Origin of the sequence: Streptomyces sp. NPDC056361 (assembly GCF_042262805.1) — a bacterium.
GTDB lineage: Bacteria > Actinomycetota > Actinomycetes > Streptomycetales > Streptomycetaceae > Streptomyces.
The window spans coordinates 1-17,771 of sequence record NZ_JBHJQI010000095.1; the positions used below are offsets into that span (position 1 = coordinate 1).

Consider the following 17,771-nt stretch of genomic DNA (forward strand, 5'->3'; position numbering starts at 1 on the left):
CGGTCGACGACGGCGACGGAGACGCGCTGGTTCTCCTTCTCGGCGGCGTCGAGGGCGGCCTGCGCGGCCTTGGTCGCGGCCTCGATCGTCAGGTGTGTCGACGTCTGGAGGTTGCCGTTGTCGGCATCGGCCGTGATCGCGGTCGGAGCGGCGGCGGCCGGGGCGGAGGCGTTCGCGGAGACGGCGCCGAACGTACCGGCGGCGATGACGGCGGCGGCGGTGGCACCGAAGAGGATCTTCTTCATGACGGACTCCGTGAGGGTGAGGCGCTGCGGGGAAGGAGAAGGTGTTCGTTCGCTCCGGAATCCATCCTGTGGCCGGGACAGGGGCCCGCCGGTCCACGTACCGGCTGCCCTCCTCGCGCACACTGGAGGACGGCCGGGTCAGCCGATCGGCTGATGCCGCTATGGTCCCCGCGGGCCAGGATGGACAGATAATCCCAGGTCAGAGGGCGAGGAGGTGGCGCGGTGACACGGCCGACGGAGCAGGACCAGGACCCGGACACCCGCTGGCTGGCGCGGGTCATGCACATCGCCTTCTTCCTCCTCCTCGGCGCCTCGCTGGCCCGCTTCCTGCTGCGCCACCCCTGGGAGGAGCGCAGCCCGTGGATCATCGCCCTGTCCGGCGCGCTCGCCTCCCTCTACCTCCTCGGCCCCGTCGTCGGCACCCGGGCGGCCCCGCGCAGGATCGCCTGGCTGGGCACCGTCGTCGCCGTCTGGATCGTCCTCGTCGTCCTCGCGCCCAGCTTCGCCTGGTGCGCGGTGCCGCTCTTCTACACGGGCCTGCGCACCCTCCCCGCGCGGGCCGCGCTCGGCCTGGTCACCCTGCTCACCGCGTTCGTGGTCTTCGCCCAGGTGCAGCTCGCGCACGGCGGCTGGGACCCCAACCTGATCGTCGCCCCGCCGGCCGTCGCCGCCATCGCGACCGGCGTGTTCGTCTACTCCGACCGGCAGGCGGCACGGCAGCGGGCCCTCATCGCCGACCTGATCCGCACCCGCCGCGAACTGGCCGCCATCGAGCGGCGCGAAGGGACGCTCGCGGAGCGGCAGCGGCTGTCGATGGAGATCCACGACACCCTCGCCCAGGGCCTGTCCAGCCAGCAGATGCTGCTCCAGGCCGCCGACCGCACCTGGGACAGCGACCCGTCGACGGCCCGCCGCCACGTCCGTACGGCCGAGTCCATCGCGGAACGCAACCTCGCCGAGGCGCGCCGCTTCGTCCACGACCTGGCGCCCGCCGACCTCGCCGAGGGCGGCGGCCTCGAAGAGGCGCTGCGCGGCCTCGCCACCCGCGAGTCGGCGGCGTTCCGCGTCGACGGGATCGCCGTACCGCTGCCCGAGCGGGTGCAGTCGGCGCTGCTGCGGATCGCGCAGGGCGCGCTCGCCAACATCCGCGAACACGCCGGCGCCGAATCCGCCGCCCTGACCCTCACCTACCTCGACGACCAGGTCGTCCTCGACATCGCCGACGACGGCCGCGGCTTCGACCCCGCCGACACCCCCGGCGGCGTCCGCGGCCACGGCCTGCCCGCCATGCGCGTCCGCGCCCGACAACTCGGCGGCACCCTCACCGTCGAATCCACCCCGGGCGAGGGCACGGTCCTCTCCGCCGCCATCCCCCTCACCCTGGAGCCCTGATGTCCGTACGCATCCTGCTCTGCGACGACCACGTCGTCGTCCGCGCCGGGCTGCTCGCCCTGCTCGGCAGCACCCCCGACATCGAGGTCGTCGGCGAGGCCGGCAGCGGCGAGGAGGCCGTCGCCATGGCGGCCAAGCTCAAGCCGGACGTCGTCCTCATGGACCTCCAGCTCGGCGCGGGCATCGACGGCGTCGAGGCGACCCGCAGGATCGCGCCCACCGGCGTCCACGTCCTCGTCCTCACCACGTACGACACGGACGCCGACATCACCCGCGCCATCGAGGCCGGCGCCACCGGCTACCTCCTCAAGGCCGAACGGCCCGAAGAACTCTTCGCCGCCATCCACTCCGCCGCCCAGGGCCGCACCGCCCTCTCCCCGCCCGTCGCCAGCCGCGTCATGGACGTGATGCGCGGCGCCGCCGGCCCGAGCCTCACCGACCGCGAGCGCGACATCCTCGGCCAACTCGGCCGCGGCCTCGGCAACCGCGAGATCGCCCGCGCCCTCTTCATCAGCGAAGCCACCGTCAAGACCCACCTCGGCCGCATCTACGCCAAACTCGGCGTCGACACCCGCGCCGGCGCCGTAGCGGTCGCGAAGGAACGCCGCTTGCTGCCGTAGGGGGTGCGGGGGCCGCAGGTGCCGCAGGGGATGGCTCGCTCCGGCGCGGCGCGACGCGACCCGGAAGCGACGTACCCCCGGACCCGACGCACCCGGAGGAGACGCACCCCCGGAGGCGATGGAGCCCCGGAGGCGACGGGGCCCGGAGACGACGGGCCCGGAAGGCGGCGGCGCCCTGGAGGCGACGGGGTCCGGCAGGCGACGGGGCCCACCGCCGCCCCGCGCACCCTGAGACGGGTGGCTCACCACACCAACACGCCCTCCCGGACGCCCCCCACTGCTACTGTGCGCTACTGCCTGACCGCACGGTGTCATGCATCGGTTCTCCGTGGGAGCGCACGTGAAGCTCGCGATCGTCGGCGGCGGCCCCGCCGGCCTCTACCTCTCGATCCTGCTGAAGCGGCAGGACCCGACCCACGACATCGCCGTGTACGAACGGAACCCCGAGGGCTCCACGTACGGCTGGGGCGTCACCTACTGGGCCGGACTGCTCGACAAGCTGCGCGCCGGAGACCCCGAGTCCGCGGCAGCCGTCGCCGAAGCGTCCGTGACCTGGACCGACGGCGTCGCGATCGTCCGCGACGAACGGACCGTCCACCGCGGAGACGCCGGCTTCGGCATCGGACGGCGGCGCATGCTCGGACTGCTCGCCGACCGCGCGCGGGAGCTGGGCGTCCGGGTGGAGTTCGAGCACGACATCCCCGGCCCCGACGCACCCGAACTCGCCGGCGCGGACCTCGTCGTCGCCGCCGACGGCGTCAACAGCGCGCTCCGCGCAGCCCACGCCGACCGCTTCGGCCCCACCATCACGAGCGGCCGCAACCACTACATCTGGCTCGGCACCACCAAGGTCTTCGACTCCTTCAGCTTCGCCTTCAAGGAGACCGAGCACGGCTGGATCTGGTGCTACGCCTACGGCTTCAGCGGCGAACGCTCCACCTGCGTCGTCGAATGCTCCCCGGAGACCTGGCAGGGCCTCGGCCTCGACACCCGTGGCGAAGCCGACAGCCTGAACCTCCTCGAAAAGCTCTTCCACGACCTCCTCGACGGGCACGAGCTCATCGGCCGCGACCGAGCCGACGCCGCCGCCCAATGGCTCACCTTCCGCACCCTCACCACCCGCACCTGGCACCACGGCAACCTCGTCCTCCTCGGCGACGCCGCCCACACCACCCACTACTCCATCGGCGCCGGCACCACCCTCGCCCTCGAAGACGCCCTCGCCCTCGCGGAAGCCCTCCGCGGCCACACCGACCTCGACGCCGCCCTCACCACCTACGGCAAACGCCGCCGCGCCGAACTCGTCTCCGCCCAGAGCGCCGCCCGCTACAGCGCCCAGTGGTACGAGAACCTCCCCCGCTACATGGCCCTGGAACCCGCCAAAATGTTCGCCCTCCTCGGCCAACGCCACTCCCCCCTCCTCCCCCACATCCCCCCTCAGCTCTACTACCGCCTCGACCGCGCCGCCGAACAACTCCAACCCCTCCGCCGCCTCAAGCGCTGGCTCGGCCCCCACCTCGCCCGCGCCGTCCACGGCCGCCACTAGCACCGAGCGGCGGCCTGCCGGGACGGCGCGTGGCGTGTGGTCTCCTCGCGTACGAGACCGGGCCGCCCCCTCGGGCGCGTGGCGTGGCACCGGCCCGGTGGTCCTCGCGTGCGTGGCCGGTGCGGTGCCGTGACACCATCGGTCACGTGCTCGACATCGGCTACTCCCTCTCGCGTCGCTTCCCCGACCCGCCGCAGACCGACTACCGCCGCGCGGACGTCCACTCGCTGCGGCACGACCTCTTCTGCGGGGACGTGTACCTCGCCGACACGGAGGCGGACCGCGAGGTGTCCACAGCCTGGGGATGGGTGCCCGTACTCGACTTCGCCTGGGCGCTGTGCGACATCGTCGAGCAGCTCGACAAGGACCCGCGCGGCAGCCGCGCCGCACAGCCGCAGTACGCCGAACTCGACTTCACCGAGTCCTCGGACCGCATGCTCTTCGAGCGCCGCTTCGGCTGGGTCGACGTCGAAGCCGACTGGATGCCGGGCGACGAACCGCCGATCACCTTCAACCACGCGGCGCTCCGCCGCGAGGCCCGCGACTTCCTCCACGACCTCATCGCCGACCTCACGGACATGCACGAGGGCCTCGCCGACAACCCCGCCATCTGGTCCCTCCAGGCCCGCTTCCCCCGCGTGACCTAGCCCTCCCCTTCCCCACCCACAGGCCCCACATACCCCTGAGCCCACCCGGCGGCCGGGACCCGCCCCCCCATCCCCGGCGTACGGAACCCCGCCCGCGCCCCCGCCCCCGGGGGCCCGCCGCCCTTGCGTCCCCCACGCACCCCATGTGGGCCCGAGCCCGGCGCCCCTGCCCCACCCCTCCGCGTGGACCACGCCCGGCGGGCGGCCCCACCCCCGGGGACCCGGTGGCCCCCCACCCGCCGTGTGGGCCCGCGCCGGCTGCGGCCCCGCCACCCGCCTGTGGGCAACGCCTGCCACCCCCACACCGTGCAGGCTGCACCCGCCCGTCGCCCACCACCGTGTGGGCCGACGCCCGCCAGCCCCGCCCCTGCGTCGGCCTCGCCGCCCGTGCGGGCTGCGCCCGCGCGCCGGCCGTCGCCCCGGCCCACCGCCGTGTGGGCAATCGTCCCGCAGGGCGGGACGGGTGGGCACACGGGACGGCGCCCTCGGCGGCGCCTCCGCCCCCTGCGCCCTGACCCGCCCCCATACGGAGCCGCACGCCCGGTGCGGGTTCAGGCCCGGAAGCCTAGGCCCGGCAAGGGGCGCCGTCCGTTGTGCCCACCCGTCCCGCCCCAGGCGGACGATTGCCCACAACGGGGTGGGCCGGGCGGGGCGCGGACTCGCAGCCCGCAGCAGGCGGGGCCACTGGCCCGCCCCGCACCAGCACCGCGGGCCACCAAGCAAGCCCGCACCAGCACCGCGGGGCACCCGGTGGGGTCAGTCCTCCACGCGCACCCCCAGCCGCGCCGCAAGCACCGGTGCCAGGTCGAGGAGTTGGCCGGTCGAGATGACGGCGCCGGAGAGGGATTCGACGCCGCGGGCGATGTCGAGGCGGGGGACGCCGCGGAGGTCGACGTCTTTGAGGCGGGCGTTGGTGAAGTCGACGCCGGTGAGCACGCAGTCGACGAATTCGACGCGTTCGAGGACGGCGTCGCCGAAGTCGGGCTCGCTCAGGACGCAGCCCTCGAAGACGACGTCGCGGAGCTTGGCGGACCGCAGGTTGAGGTAGTCGCTCTTGCCGCCCCGCACGACGACGCGCTCGAACACGGCACCGTGCAGCTGCACGCCGCCCAGCCGCGCGTCGACGACTTCGACGTCGCGGAGTTGGGCGCCGGAGAGGTCGGTGCCGACGCCGCGTACGCCGGTGAGGAGGGAGTCGAGGAAGCGGGCGCCCGACAGCCGCGCACGGTCGAGTCCGCAGTCGCGCAGGGCGCAGTCGAGGAAGCGGGCGCCTTCGCCGGACTGGGCGGTGAGGTCGAGCGCGGTGAGTTCGAGGCCGTCGTAGTCGCCGTCGGGACGGAGGTCGCCGTCGTATGCCGTGAGGGGAGGCAGGTGTACGTCCGGCCGCCGTGCTCCCGCCACTTTCTTCTTCCGTGCCATCGCCATGACCTCATGGTGATGTACGCCACTGACAACGCCTCCGATGTCACGAACGCGGACCCGCCTCCCGTCCCCCGTACGAGACCGGCACACGGGTCCGGCGTACGGAACCGGCACACGGGTCCGGCACGCGGGTCCGGCACAGGATCCGGCGTACGAGAGCGGGACGAGGGAGACGGACATGCGGAAGCTCACGATCATCGGCGGCGGCTTCGGCGGACTGACCGCGGCCATCACGGCGGCCGAGGCCGGCACGAAGGTGACGTTGCACGAGTCGCACCGGACTCTCGGGGGGCGGGCGCGGACGGCCGAGGGCCCGTACCGCACCAACGAGGGCCCGCACGCGCTGTACGCCGGTGGCCCGCATTGGACGTGGTTGAAGCAGCGCGGGCTCCTGGGCGCGCTCGCGGCGCTGCCGCCGACCGAGGCGATGCGGTTCCGCGTGCACCGGGACGGGGCGATGCGGCGGGTCCCGCCGCTGGGACTGCTGCGGCTGGCCCGTCGTACGGCCGAACAGGCCCCCGTGGACGTCGACTTCCACACGTGGGCCAGTGGGGTCGCGGGCGAGCGGGCGGCCCGCCAGGCGGCCGCGTACAGCGCGGTCGCCCTCTTCCACCACGACCCGGGGTCCCTCTCGGCCCGGTTCGTGCAGGAGCGGCTGCACCGGGCGGCCTCGGTGCCGCCCGAGGCGCACTATCCGCTGGGCGGCTGGGGCGAGCTGATCGACCGGATGGCCGCGCGGGCCTGGGAGATGGGCGTCCGCATCGAGACCTCGTCCCGCGTCGACGCGCTGCCGGCCGACGGCGGGCCCGTGATCGTCGCCACCGCCCTGCCGGCCGCCGCCCGGCTCCTCGGTGACCCGTCGCTGACCTGGGAGAGCGGTCGTACGGTCCTCTTCGATCTGGCACTGCGGACCCGGAAGGGCGACCCGTTCGTGATCTCCGACCTGGACGCGCCGGGCTGGATCGAGCGGTTCACCGCCCAGGACCCCTCGCTCGCCCCCGCCGGGCTGCAGCTGGTCCAGGCCCAGCTGCCCATCGGCCCCGACGGCACCAAGGCCGACGGGATCGCCCACGCCGAGCGGCTGCTCGACCTCGGCTTCCCCCGCTGGCGCGAGCGGGCCGTCTGGCAGCGCGCGTCGGTCTCCCAGGGCCGTACGGGGGCGGTCGACCGCCCGGGCACCACCTGGCGCGACCGGCCCGCCGTCGACCGGGGCAACGGCGTGTACCTGGTCGGCGACCAGGTCGCCGCCCCGGGCGTCCTCGCGGAGGTCTCCTTCACGAGCGCGGTCGAGGCCGTGTCCCTCGCCCTCCGCGCCGACCACCTCGACCACGCCACCCGACTTGGCCACGCCGACCGACTCGACGCCCTTGACCTCAAGCGCGCTTGAGGTCGGAGGCTGTACGCGTCAAGCCGCTCACGCGGCGCACGTACGACGACGACGACGACACAGGGGACCGCCATGCACGCCATCCGCCTCCACGCCTTCGGCCCGGCCGAGAACCTCACGTACGAGGAGACGCCCGACCCCGTACCGGCCCCGGGGCAGGTCCGCATCCGGGTCGCGGCGGCCGGGGTGCACCTCTTGGACACGGCGCTCCGGGAGGGGGCGCAGGGGCCTTTCCCGACCCCGACCGCGCTCCCCACGGTCCCCGGCCGCGAGGTCGCCGGCACGGTGGACGCCGTCGGCGAGGGGACCGACGCGGCGTGGCTGGGGAAGCGGGTCGTCGCCCATCTCGGTATGAATCCCGGCGGTTACGCCGAACTGGCCGTCACCGACGCCGCCCGACTGCACGCCCTGCCCGACCACCTCGGCGAGGCGGAGGCGGTCGCGATGATCGGCACCGGCCGTACGACGCTGGGCATCCTGCAGTTCACGGAGCTGGGCCCGGAGTCGGTCGCGATCGTCCCGGCCGCCGCCGGCGGCATCGGCACCCTGCTCGTCCAGTACGCGAAGAACGCCGGCGCGACCGTCATCGGCCTCGCCGGCGGCCCGGCGAAGGTCGCGCTCGTCCGGGAGAACGGCGCCGACCTGGCCGTCGACTACACCCGGCCGGAGTGGGCGGACGAGGTCCGCGCGTACCTGGCGTCCCTGGGGCGGCAGGCCACCGTCGTCTTCGACTCGGTCGGCGGCGACACCGGTCGCGCCGCGGTCGACCTCCTCGGGAAGGGCGGGCAGCACATCGTCTTCGGCTGGTCCGGCGCCGGCCTCGACGCCGGCGCCCTCACCTACACCGAGGAGGAACTCTCCGCCCGCTCCATCACCTCGGAGTCCGTCCTCGGCCCCGTCATGATCCAGAAGGCGGGCGGTGACGTCCGCGCCCTCGAACTCGCCGCCCTAGAAGCGGCGACCACCGGCACCCTCCGCCCCGCCGTCCACCGCTTCGCCCTCGCGGACGCGGCGGACGCCCACCGCGCCCTGGAGAACCGGGGCACGACGGGCAAGGTGGTCCTGGTCCCGTAAGCAAGGAACGAGGCACAAGGGGGGCAGGGGCCGGTCGGGCACGGGAGCCAGGGACCGGCCGGGCACGGGGGCCAGGAGCCGACCGGGCACGGAGGGTCAGAGGCCGGCCGGGACTGGGCGACCGGCCCCTGATGACCACCGTCCGGATCAGACCCCCACGACGTCCCAGGAGTGCGCCTTGTACTCCTTCAGGAAGTCCGGGTGGTCCTCCCACATGCGGGCGACGGAGCGCAGCACGTCCCAGTTGTGCTCCAGGGCCTGGTCGACGATCTGGCGGAGCTCCGGGGCCGTCTCGCGCTTCTCCACGAGGCCGTTGACGGCCGACGCGGCCTGCACGGTGTAGCGGGTGGCGCGCAGGGCCCGGGAGGTGTCGTCCATGCCGAAGCCGTGGTCACTGCCGTTCGCGGGGTCGAAGAGCGGAGTCAGCCGCGCCTCGATGAAGGCCGTGATCCGCTGGAAGCGCTGCTCGATGTCCGTATCCATGCCCTCTTCCTACACCCCCGCCCCACCGAGCTCCGCCAGCGCCCCGTCCGTCAGGCGGTAGACCGTCCACTCGTCCTGCGGGCGGGCGCCCAGGGACTCGTAGAAGTCGATCGACGGCTTGTTCCAGTTGAGGACCGACCATTCGAGGCGCCCGTAGCCGCGGTCGACGCAGATGCGGGCCAGTTCGCGCAGCAGGGCCTTGCCGTGGCCGCCGCCCCGGACCTCCGGGCGGACGTAGAGGTCCTCCAGGTAGATGCCGTGGACACCGCGCCACGTCGAGAAGTTGAGGAACCAGAGCGCGAAGCCGGCGACCTCGCCGGACTCGGTCTCCGCGATGTGCGCGAAGGCCGCGGGGTGCTCGCCGAAGAGGGCCTCGTGGACCTGCTCCACGGTCGCGTGGACCTGGTCGAGTTCCTTCTCGTACTCGGCGAGGTCGCGGACCATGGCGTAGATGACGGGGACGTCGGCGGGCGTGGCTTTACGGATCATGGGGCCAGCCTGCCCCGGATCAGGCCCTTCTGGCCAGCAGGGTCCGGGCCAGCGCCACCTGCTCGGCGTCGAGCTCCGGCTCGCCGTCCTCGACGTCCCACAGCCCGTTCTGCAGCACCCGGCCGAGCGTCCACGCCACCGCGCGCCGCCGGTCCCCGACCACTTCGGCCAGCAGGTCGAAACGCCACAGCAGCTCGTCCGGATCGGGGTCGAACCGGTCCGTCAACGCCGGCAGCAGCTCGAATCCGGGGTCGCCCGCCAGCGGCTTCGGATCGATCGCGAGCCACGCTCCCCGGTCACCCGACGACCGGCCGCCCACGAGCTCCTCACCGTTCCCGGGCCCGCCCGCCCGGCCCGAAACGCCCGACCCGCCCGCCGACGCCTCCCTCATCCCCATCCCCATCCCCATCCCCGACCCGCACGACGACGCCTTCCCCATCCACATCCCCGGCCCGTCCGCCAACGCCTCCCCCATCCCCATCCCCGGCCCGTCCGGCCCGCTCGCCAGTACGTTCCCCAGGTGCAGGTCCCAGTGCAGGAGCCGGTCCCCCGGTTCCCCCGCCACCTCACGTACCGCCGCCGCGCAGTCCCGCAGGACCGCCGCGTCAGCCGTGCCGAGGCGCGATGCGGCGGCCGGCACCTGCGCGAGCATGTCGGCCGCGATGTCACCGAGCCGCCGCAGCCCTTCCGGGGCGGGTACGGCCGCCAGCCGGGCGAGCAGGTCGGCGACGATCCGCAGCGCCTCCCGGGTGTCCGCGACCGAGGAGAGCGGCCGGGTCTCGTCGAGCCGTTCGAGGAGCATCGTCCCGGTGCCGGCGTCGTGGTCGAGCAGGCGTACGGCGCCCGCGCCGTCCCACACGCGCAGGGCCGTCGGCTCCCCCTCGGTCTCCTCGTCCAGGATCTGCAGCTTCAGAGCCGCGCGGCCGCCGTCCGCGACGCGCTCCACCGGAAGCACCAGCGAGGCCATCCCGTACATCGAGGGACCGGTCACCCGCAGTCCCCACCGCCCCAGGAACTCCCGCGCCCGGTCCGGCAGTCCGGCGACGAACGCCCGCCCGGCCTCCCCGTTGTACTTCGCCTGAGACGCCACGAGTTCCTCGGGTACGTGAATCACCCCACGACCTTAGACACCCGCGTCGCGCAGCGCCTTCGAGAACTGCCGAGCGTCGTACGGGGCGGCCTGGTGCCGGGCGAACCTGCCCGGCCCCGCGTCCGCCGCGGCCCGCAGGTCGTTGGCGGCCCGTGCCGAGGCCGTACCGCCGGTGCGCGCGTCGAGGAAGGAGGCGACGACGTACTCGACGCGCACGTTGCCCGCCGCGGCCTTGGCGGCGAGGACGGTCCCGGCGCTCGACTCGAACTTCGCGCAGTGGCCGCACCGGGGGTCCGCGTACACCGTGACCGTGTGCGGGGCCTTCTCCTCGCCGACGACGGTCTTCGTACCGTCCACGGCCGCCGGGAGCGTCCCGAGGACGTCGGCGTGGTCGGCGGGGGCCGCGGTCACCGGCGCGGCGACGGACGCGGACGACGGCCCGCCGCCCGAACACCCCGCCGCCGCAAGGCCGATGAAGTCGGCGGCGACCGACGCGGCGAGAGCGCGTCGGGTCCTGCGTACGGGCAGGGGGGAGTCCTTCCGGAACAACGAAATCCGCACGGAGTCCGCACCCTCGAACCCAGGCCGGGCACCACCGGGGAAACGCCGCCGATGGACCCGTATCCAGGGGACCGAGGCCCCGGGTAACGTCCCGCCCACGCACCCGGAAGAGGGATACACATGAGCACGGTCAACGGCGGAATTTCGTTCTGGTACGCGCAGGAGGGCGCCCCCGCGCCCCGCGAACCGCTCCCCGGAGACACCACCGCGGACGTCTGCATCGTCGGCGGCGGATACACGGGTCTGTGGACCGCCTACTACCTGAAGAAGGCCGTCCCGTTCCTCGACATCGCCGTCCTCGAAGCCAAGTTCTGCGGCTACGGGGCCTCCGGCCGCAACGGCGGCTGGCTCTACAACGGCATCGCGGGCCGCGACCGCTACGCCGAGCTGCACGGCCACGAGGCCGCCGTCCGCCTCCAGCAGGCCATGAACGCCACCGTCACCGAGGTCCTCGACGTCTGCGAGACCGAGAAGATCGACGCCGACCAGCACCGCGGCGGCGTCCTCGAAGTCGCCCTCTCCCCCGCCCAGCTCGCCCGCCTCAAGGCCTTCCACGCCGCCGAGACCGCCTTCGGGGAGACCGACCGCGAGCTCTACGGCGCCCGCGAGACCGCCGACCGCATCCGCGTCACCGGCGCCGTCGGCTCCTCCTGGACCCCGCACGGCGCCCGCCTCCACCCGGTGAAGCTGGTCACGGGCCTCGCGGCCGCCGTCGAGGCCCTCGGCGTCACGATCCACGAGTCGACCCCCGTCACCGAGATCAAGCCGAAGCACGCGGTCACCCCGTACGGCACGGTCCGCGCCCCGTACGTGCTGCGCTGCACCGAGGGCTTCACCGCCTCCCTCGCCGGCCAGCGTCGCACCTGGCTCCCGATGAACTCCTCGATGATCGTCACCGAACCCCTCACCGACGCCCAGTGGGACTCCCTCGGCTGGGCGGGCGGCGAGGCCCTCGGCGACATGGCCCACGCCTACATGTACGCCCAGCGCACCGCCGACGGCCGCATCGCCCTGGGCGGCCGGGGCGTCCCGTACCGCTACGGCTCGAAGACCGACAACGACGGCCGCACCCAGCCGCAGACGATCGAGGCCCTCCGCGAGATCCTCGTCCGCTTCTTCCCGCAGCTCGCGGGCGTGGGCATCGACCACGCCTGGTCCGGCGTCCTCGGCGTCCCCCGCGACTGGTGCGCCACCGTCACCCTCGACCGCTCCACCGGCCTCGGCTGGGCCGGCGGCTACGTCGGCTCCGGCGTCGCCACCGCCAACCTCGCCGCCCGCACCCTCCGCGACCTCATCCGCCAGGACTCCGGCCAGACCGGCCCCACCGACCTCACCACCCTCCCCTGGGTCGACCACAAGGTCCGCAAATGGGAGCCCGAGCCCCTCCGCTGGCTCGGCGTCCAAACCATGTACGCCGCCTTCCGCGGCGCCGACCGCCGCGAATCCACCGGCCACACCGCCACCACCGACCGCATCGCAGTCCTGGCGAACCGCTTGAGCGGCCGCTGACGGGAGGCAGGGGGCCACCCCCCGAACCAGGGCTCCCCGGTCGGGGGCACCCGGGCGGACGTTCCCCGGTCGGGGGCACCCGGGCGGGCGCTCCCTGGCCGGGGGCACCCGGGCGGGCGCTCCCTGGCCGGGGGCACCCGGGCGGGCGCTCCCTGGCCGGGGGGACGCTCCACCCACCGCGGCCCCCCGCCCGCCCTGACCGACTCACTCCACCTCGATACCGAAGTCCCCCACGAGCTCCTCAAGGCCGCCCCGGTACCCCTTGCCCCCGACGACGAAGTCCCAGTCGCCGCCGGCGCGCCGCCGGAACGAGCCGAGGACGAGAGCGGTCTCGCCGGGGCGCCCGTCCGAGACGACGAGCCGGTCGAGCTCGACCCCGGAGTCGTCCCGCAGCCGGATGCCGGCCTCGGTGAACCCGCCGAGGTCCGCGTCCGGATTGACCTCGGGGTCGACCGCGGCGACGAGCACGAGGCGGTCGGCCCGCTCGGGCAGCGCGCCGAAGCCGACGCGCACGGCGGCCCGGTCGCCCGGCGCGGCGGCCACCATGGACACCGAACGGTCGGGCGTGGCCGGGTTGTTGAAGAAGACGAACCACTCGTCGCCGAGGACCCGGTTGCCGGCGCAGACCAGCGCGCACACGTCGAGGGCGACGGACCCGGACCACACCATCCCGAGCAGGTTGAAGTCGTCGTCGGCCTCGACGGAGGCCGAGGCCGGCGTCGCAGCGAGAACGGCAGTACGGGCGCCGGCGGCCCCGGACGCCCCAGTCGTCCCGGTCGTCCCGGTCGTCCCGGTCGCCCCAGCACTCCCTGACACCCCAGAGGCCCCAGGGGCCACTCCCGGTGCCCCCGGTGCCCCCGACCCCAACCTCCCCCGAAGCCCGTGCTGGTGGAGCAGATCGACGAGCTCGGTGCCGGATATGAGGGTGAGGGGCTTGCCGTTGGCGAAGGTGTACGAGCCGGGCCCGAACTTCGAAGTGGTCACGAGGACCCCCTTGTTGGCCCCGGCGTCCTGCACGGTCCCGAAGAGATCCCGCACCGCGCTCGGCGGCACCGTATTCCGGTAGCGCTTGACCTGCACCACGATCGACCCGCCGCTGATCGGGTCGGGGTCGAGCGCCCTGACGTCGACCCCGCCGTCACCCGACCGCTGCGTGGTCACGGCCTGGAGCCCCCGAGCCCGGAACAGCTCGGCCACCAGACCCTCGAAGGCGATCGGATCCATGGCGAGCAGATCGGGCTCCTCCCCGTCCCCCTGCACCACGACATCGGAACCCACCTGGTCGGGTGCCAACAGCGGTTCCACTGGCACCCGTTCCTCCGGCTTGGCCGAAAGCCGCCCGGCCAGAGCGCCGGTCAGACACTCGACGGCCCCCACCAGCTCCAGATTCAGCCGGTCGAACACCGACCGCTCCACCGCGACCGACGCCACGCACACGCGCGAGGCGAGCCCGGTGGCGGGATCGACCCCGCCGACGTACCCGTTCAGCGCCACCTGGTCGAGCGCACCGAACCGGTCCGACGCGAACAGCTCCCACACCGCGAGCAGCACGCTCTGCGCCAGCACGTCCCGGTACAGCGCCCGCCGCTGCGTCACCGGCCGCGGGACCTCCTTCTCCTGGTCGGTGCTCGGCAGGTACTTGACGCCCTTGGCCTCGGGAACGACGTCGTACCCGGGCAGGTCCCAGTCGAGGACGAGCCCGCGGCCGGACCGGTCGTAGGCGGCCGACACCTCCCGGGGGAACCCCTCGGGCCAAGCGGTCGACGCGAAGAGCACGGCGGTGAAGTACTCGACGACGGTGTCGGCCTCCCCGCCCCGCAGGGCCGCGACGGTCCCGTCGACCCCACCGTTGTGGGCACGTATCTCGGCACGGCGGGCGGCCGCCCAGTCGTCGTACGCGCTCCGGTACGCCGCCAGCTGCTCCACCCGCCGCGCCTCGGCGGCCTGCGCCGCGTACCAGTCCTGCTCGAACCTGGCCCGCGCGTCCTGCTCGGCCTGGACACGGCCGGACGCGGTCCAGGCCCCCTGCGGCTGGTAGAACCGCTGGTTCGGCATGGCGACGGGCTCCCCCAACGGCCCGGGCGCGAACGGCGCGACGTCCTCCTCACGCCGCAGCGACTCCACGCTGAAGGCGGGCTCCCGACAGCCCGCTGCGAGCAGCGACCCGAGCAGAGCCACCCTCTGATCGAGCTCCTGCGTACGCCGCAGCGCATCGGCGTCCCGCTGCTGTCGATAGGCGGCCCGCTGCTCCCGCTGCATGCGGGCGACGTCCCGCTCGTACGACCGCTGCGTCCGCTCGGCGTCCCGCTGCTGCCGGAGCACCGCCTGGTGCTGCCCCTCCCGCTGTCTCTGCGCCACCCGCTGCTGCTCGGCCCATACCCCGATCAGCCCACCGGAACGCCGACTCATCAGACACCCCTCCCACACACGACCCACGCCACCGGTACACCCCCGTGACACCCAAGTGTCACGGACCGCGGCGGGCCGGGGCACGGGAACGGCTGAGCAACTCCGCCGCCGTGCCCCGGCCGGGGACCCACGTCCGTGCCCCGGCCAGGGACCCACGTCAGCCGAGCGGCAGCGTCACAGCACGGCTCTCGCTCGACTCTCGCTCGACGGCGAGTGGTTCCCGGCCTCGTCGTAGGTGCGGGCCCGGTACTCGTACGCGATTCCGTCGGCGGCCTGCGGGGCGCAGACGGAGACCTTGGCCGGGTCGAGACGCGGGGGTCGAACGCCTTGTGCAGAACGACCGACCACGTGGTCGTCCCCACCGCTCGGCGCTCGATGTCGAAGCCGGTGACGTCACGGACCGGGGCGGGGGTCCAGTCGGTGGCGGTGGCCAGGACGCCGCCCTCGCAGGAGCCCACGGTCAGGTCCGGGGCGTAGGCGGGGCGACGACCACCAGACCACCGAGGAGGGCGGCGACCATGACGCCACCCCCGAGGCCGGTCAATCTGAACCTCCTGGTCACGATCAGAGCGGCGGCAGTGCAGCCGGCCCACGGCCGCGATCATGCAAAAGGACCGGCGCCGGGGAGACGTACCCCGGCGCCGGCCCTTCGCATGGAGCCCCCTGTCGGGTTCGGACCGACGACCCCGATATTCGAGCTGTGGTGTCGGTGCATCCACCGGTCACTCGGACGCTACCGCCGCGAGCGGTCGCCTCGTGATCTGGAGCAGCGGTTGCGGCTCACGCTCACGGGTGAAAGCCGTGTACGGGCAGGCGTTGAGCTCCGGGTCGCGGGACTCCCAGCCCTGCAGCCATGGGCGGAGCCGCGGGTTGTCGACCTCGAGTGAGCCGTCGGGCAGGAGCCGTCCGATGGTGTTGGCAGGGTCCGACAGGGCCACCGTGCACTTGCCCAGCCGGCCGTCCGCCCGTACCAGCAGCGAGTTGGCCCGGGCTGCGTAGCAGACCTCCTCCGGAGCGAACAGCCGCTCGGAGGAACCGCCCTTGACCAGCAGTTTCTTCAGATCGGCGATCCTTGGGTCGTCGGATTCGAGCACGCCCATGGTCTCGTCGTTGGGTCCGCCGAGGCGCACCACACGCTTCAGGAACACCGAGAATCGCGAGTCGTCGAGGAATGTGTCCCGGATCCGGGTGAGGAACTCCGGCATCACCGGCAGGTTCTCCGGAGTCAGATGGATCCGCAGCAGCATCCGCACCTGGGCGGAGCACTCACGGACCGACAGGAGGTTGCTCCAGATCTGCTGGAACGTCTCCTTGCCGTCGGCGCGCACGCGGGTCCGGTCGTGGTACTCGTCGGGCCCGTCCAGGGAGATCTGATAGGCCCGGATGCCGAGACCGGCCAGGCGCTCGGCAGTCCCGCCGTCCAGCATGTAGCCGTTGGTCGTCATGTCGCTCTCGTACGAGAGACCTTCGTACCGCTCCTGCGCCCGACGCGCGTGGGCAGCCACATCCTCGATGATCCGGCGACCCAGCATCGGCTCCCCACCGAACCACGACAGCTGGAGCCGCCGCAGTTCGGGGGCACGCCGATCGATGAGGTTCTTGATGCCGCTGACGACCTCGGGCGCCATGCGTCCGATAGCGAAATCCTCGTAGCAGTACGTGCAGCGGAAGTTGCACTGCTCAGTCGGCAGCAGGATCAGATGGAGGCGATCGTTGCGGAAGGAGGTGGTGAACTCCTTGTCGAAGGCGGATACCTCGCCGGCGGCGCCGGTCATCCCTTCTCCTCCTTCATCACCGGCCCGCTGCCACACCCTGCGGCACAGTTGCCACCGTGGCAGTTGTTGGCGGCCAGTCGGCCTTCCTCGTCGTCGTTGTCGTCGTCCGGCCGCGACCTCAAGGCGGCTGCCACCGCCCGGGCGACCTGCGGATCCAGGATCCTGACCCGCCCGTCGCCGTCGAGGGCGAGGTCCTCTGTACGGAAGCCGAAAACAAGTCCGTTCTTGGCCATGGTCTTCTCTCTTCGGAAGTTCGGAGTCTCGGGCGCCACCGGTCGTGAAGCAGCGGCCGGACCGGGGCCGGACGCCACTCCTCCGAAGAGCCATGCCGCAGAGGAGGGCCACCCACCATCGTCCGGGCCGCGCATCCGAACCGCGCGGAATGCTGGTCCGTGCAGGTGACCGCCGGACGGAGCACGACTCGCCCCGGCCACAGGTGTCGAGGGTTACCCCGCACGTATCACCCGAGGTCAGACCTCCTCCGAGGCCCACCAGGGGCCTTACTGTCCACTCACGGGCGGCGCCTGGGTGATACCTGCTCCAGCCTGCCGTCACACCGGAAACACCCTCGCTTCCAGCGCCGGAACCAGCACGCGCGAGCTCATGACGCGGATGGGCCACATGCGGAAGGGCCAGCGCCGGGGGAAACATGCCCCTGCGCTGGCCCTTCGCGTTGAGCCCCCTGTCGGGTTCGAACCGACGACCCCCGCTTTACAAGAGAGGGAGGACAGCTCTGTGCCTGACCTGCACGGTTGGGGGGCGTGCTAACCCCGTGCATGGGCTCCGACAACAACCCTCGTTCCCCGTGGTTCCCCTCCCCATCTGGCACGGATGTGGCACGCCGGTGAAGCCGTCGACGTACACCCCGCCCGAGGCCGCGCCGAGCCAGTCAGCGCCGCCCCATCGACGCCTTGCAGAGTCAGTCGCTGTCGTGCACAACGCCTCATGTTCGTCCGTCTCGTAGCCGAGCGGGTGTCGTCCACAGCACTCAGGGCTAGGACAACCGGCTCCACCACTACCTACCCTCGACGTCTTCTGCACCATCCAGCCCGCCCCATCCGCGCCGACGGAGTCGAGGACGGTACCGGTCGCCGCCAGGAGCTCCGAGTACCGGTCAGCCAT

16 protein-coding genes and 1 pseudogene are annotated in these 17,771 nt (G+C 73.2%); 7 read left to right on the forward strand and 10 right to left on the reverse strand.

Annotated features, from left to right (window positions below):
• A pseudogene (locus ACFCY7_RS26755) lies at window positions 1–245 on the reverse strand (heme-binding protein); the annotation flags it as partial.
• A 222-nt stretch (window positions 246–467) separates the two neighbouring features.
• Between ACFCY7_RS26755 and ACFCY7_RS26760 the strand changes: the two are divergent.
• From ACFCY7_RS26760 to ACFCY7_RS26775, 4 genes are all read left to right on the forward strand, one after another.
• Window positions 468–1,637 (forward strand): sensor histidine kinase, encoded by a 1,170-nt coding sequence (locus ACFCY7_RS26760; protein WP_376488606.1) that lies wholly within the window; start codon window positions 468–470, stop codon window positions 1,635–1,637.
• Window positions 1,637–2,257, forward strand: coding sequence for a response regulator transcription factor (locus ACFCY7_RS26765; RefSeq protein ID WP_017242455.1), 621 nt, complete (start codon window positions 1,637–1,639; stop codon window positions 2,255–2,257). The genes ACFCY7_RS26760 and ACFCY7_RS26765 overlap by 1 nt, the downstream gene beginning before the upstream one ends.
• 313 nt (window positions 2,258–2,570) lie before the next feature.
• A complete protein-coding gene (locus tag ACFCY7_RS26770) occupies window positions 2,571–3,803 on the forward strand; it encodes an FAD-dependent monooxygenase (RefSeq protein ID WP_376488607.1) in 1,233 nt (410 codons plus the stop codon).
• Window positions 3,804–3,949: 146 nt separating this feature from the next.
• Window positions 3,950–4,450 carry a hypothetical protein gene (locus ACFCY7_RS26775; RefSeq protein ID WP_376488608.1) on the forward strand — a complete coding sequence of 167 codons (501 nt, stop codon included), beginning with the start codon at window positions 3,950–3,952 and terminating at the stop codon, window positions 4,448–4,450.
• A gap of 756 nt (window positions 4,451–5,206) precedes the next feature.
• Here ACFCY7_RS26775 and ACFCY7_RS26780 read toward each other — a convergent pair.
• On the reverse strand, window positions 5,207–5,875 hold the full coding sequence (locus tag ACFCY7_RS26780) for a pentapeptide repeat-containing protein (RefSeq protein ID WP_376488609.1): 669 nt from the start codon (window positions 5,873–5,875) through the stop codon (window positions 5,207–5,209).
• Window positions 5,876–6,050: 175 nt separating this feature from the next.
• Here ACFCY7_RS26780 and ACFCY7_RS26785 point away from each other — a divergent pair, with 175 nt between their 5' ends.
• Together ACFCY7_RS26785 and ACFCY7_RS26790 are read left to right on the forward strand one after the other, a co-directional pair.
• On the forward strand, window positions 6,051–7,259 hold the full coding sequence (locus ACFCY7_RS26785) for an NAD(P)-binding protein (RefSeq protein WP_376488610.1): 1,209 nt from the start codon (window positions 6,051–6,053) through the stop codon (window positions 7,257–7,259).
• 72 nt (window positions 7,260–7,331) lie between these two features.
• Window positions 7,332–8,333, forward strand: coding sequence for a zinc-binding dehydrogenase (locus ACFCY7_RS26790; protein ID WP_376488611.1), 1,002 nt, complete (start codon window positions 7,332–7,334; stop codon window positions 8,331–8,333).
• Between the two features lie 147 nt (window positions 8,334–8,480).
• On the opposite strand, the gene ACFCY7_RS26795 is transcribed toward ACFCY7_RS26790, so the two are convergent.
• From ACFCY7_RS26795 to ACFCY7_RS26810, 4 genes are read right to left on the reverse strand one after another with little or no spacing between them, the layout of a single operon-like run.
• The gene (locus tag ACFCY7_RS26795; RefSeq protein ID WP_376488612.1) at window positions 8,481–8,816 is read right to left on the reverse strand and encodes a hypothetical protein; all 336 of its coding nucleotides are present in this window, start codon (window positions 8,814–8,816) and stop codon (window positions 8,481–8,483) included.
• Window positions 8,817–8,825: 9 nt separating this feature from the next.
• Window positions 8,826–9,305 carry a GNAT family N-acetyltransferase gene (locus ACFCY7_RS26800; protein WP_376488613.1) on the reverse strand — a complete coding sequence of 160 codons (480 nt, stop codon included), beginning with the start codon at window positions 9,303–9,305 and terminating at the stop codon, window positions 8,826–8,828.
• A 19-nt stretch (window positions 9,306–9,324) separates the two neighbouring features.
• The gene (locus ACFCY7_RS26805) at window positions 9,325–10,419 is read right to left on the reverse strand and encodes an aminoglycoside phosphotransferase family protein (protein WP_376488614.1); all 1,095 of its coding nucleotides are present in this window, start codon (window positions 10,417–10,419) and stop codon (window positions 9,325–9,327) included.
• 9 nt (window positions 10,420–10,428) lie between these two features.
• Window positions 10,429–10,956 (reverse strand): thioredoxin domain-containing protein, encoded by a 528-nt coding sequence (locus ACFCY7_RS26810; protein WP_376488615.1) that lies wholly within the window; start codon window positions 10,954–10,956, stop codon window positions 10,429–10,431.
• 120 nt (window positions 10,957–11,076) lie between these two features.
• Between ACFCY7_RS26810 and ACFCY7_RS26815 the strand changes: the two genes are divergently transcribed.
• Window positions 11,077–12,465 carry an NAD(P)/FAD-dependent oxidoreductase gene (locus tag ACFCY7_RS26815; protein WP_376488616.1) on the forward strand — a complete coding sequence of 463 codons (1,389 nt, stop codon included), beginning with the start codon at window positions 11,077–11,079 and terminating at the stop codon, window positions 12,463–12,465.
• Between the two features lie 204 nt (window positions 12,466–12,669).
• Here ACFCY7_RS26815 and ACFCY7_RS26820 read toward each other — a convergent pair whose 3' ends face one another.
• The 4 genes from ACFCY7_RS26820 to ACFCY7_RS26835 form a co-directional block, all read right to left on the reverse strand.
• The gene (locus tag ACFCY7_RS26820; protein ID WP_376488617.1) at window positions 12,670–14,874 is read right to left on the reverse strand and encodes a restriction endonuclease; all 2,205 of its coding nucleotides are present in this window, start codon (window positions 14,872–14,874) and stop codon (window positions 12,670–12,672) included.
• Between the two features lie 174 nt (window positions 14,875–15,048).
• On the reverse strand, window positions 15,049–15,222 hold the full coding sequence (locus ACFCY7_RS26825; RefSeq protein ID WP_376488618.1) for a hypothetical protein: 174 nt from the start codon (window positions 15,220–15,222) through the stop codon (window positions 15,049–15,051).
• A 374-nt stretch (window positions 15,223–15,596) separates the two neighbouring features.
• Window positions 15,597–16,649 (reverse strand): radical SAM protein, encoded by a 1,053-nt coding sequence (locus ACFCY7_RS26830; RefSeq protein WP_376488619.1) that lies wholly within the window; start codon window positions 16,647–16,649, stop codon window positions 15,597–15,599.
• Window positions 16,646–16,882: a hypothetical protein gene (locus ACFCY7_RS26835; protein WP_376488620.1), complete on the reverse strand. Its 237-nt coding sequence runs from the start codon at window positions 16,880–16,882 to the stop codon at window positions 16,646–16,648. The genes ACFCY7_RS26830 and ACFCY7_RS26835 overlap by 4 nt, the downstream gene beginning before the upstream one ends.
• Window positions 16,883–17,771: the final 889 nt, after the last annotated feature.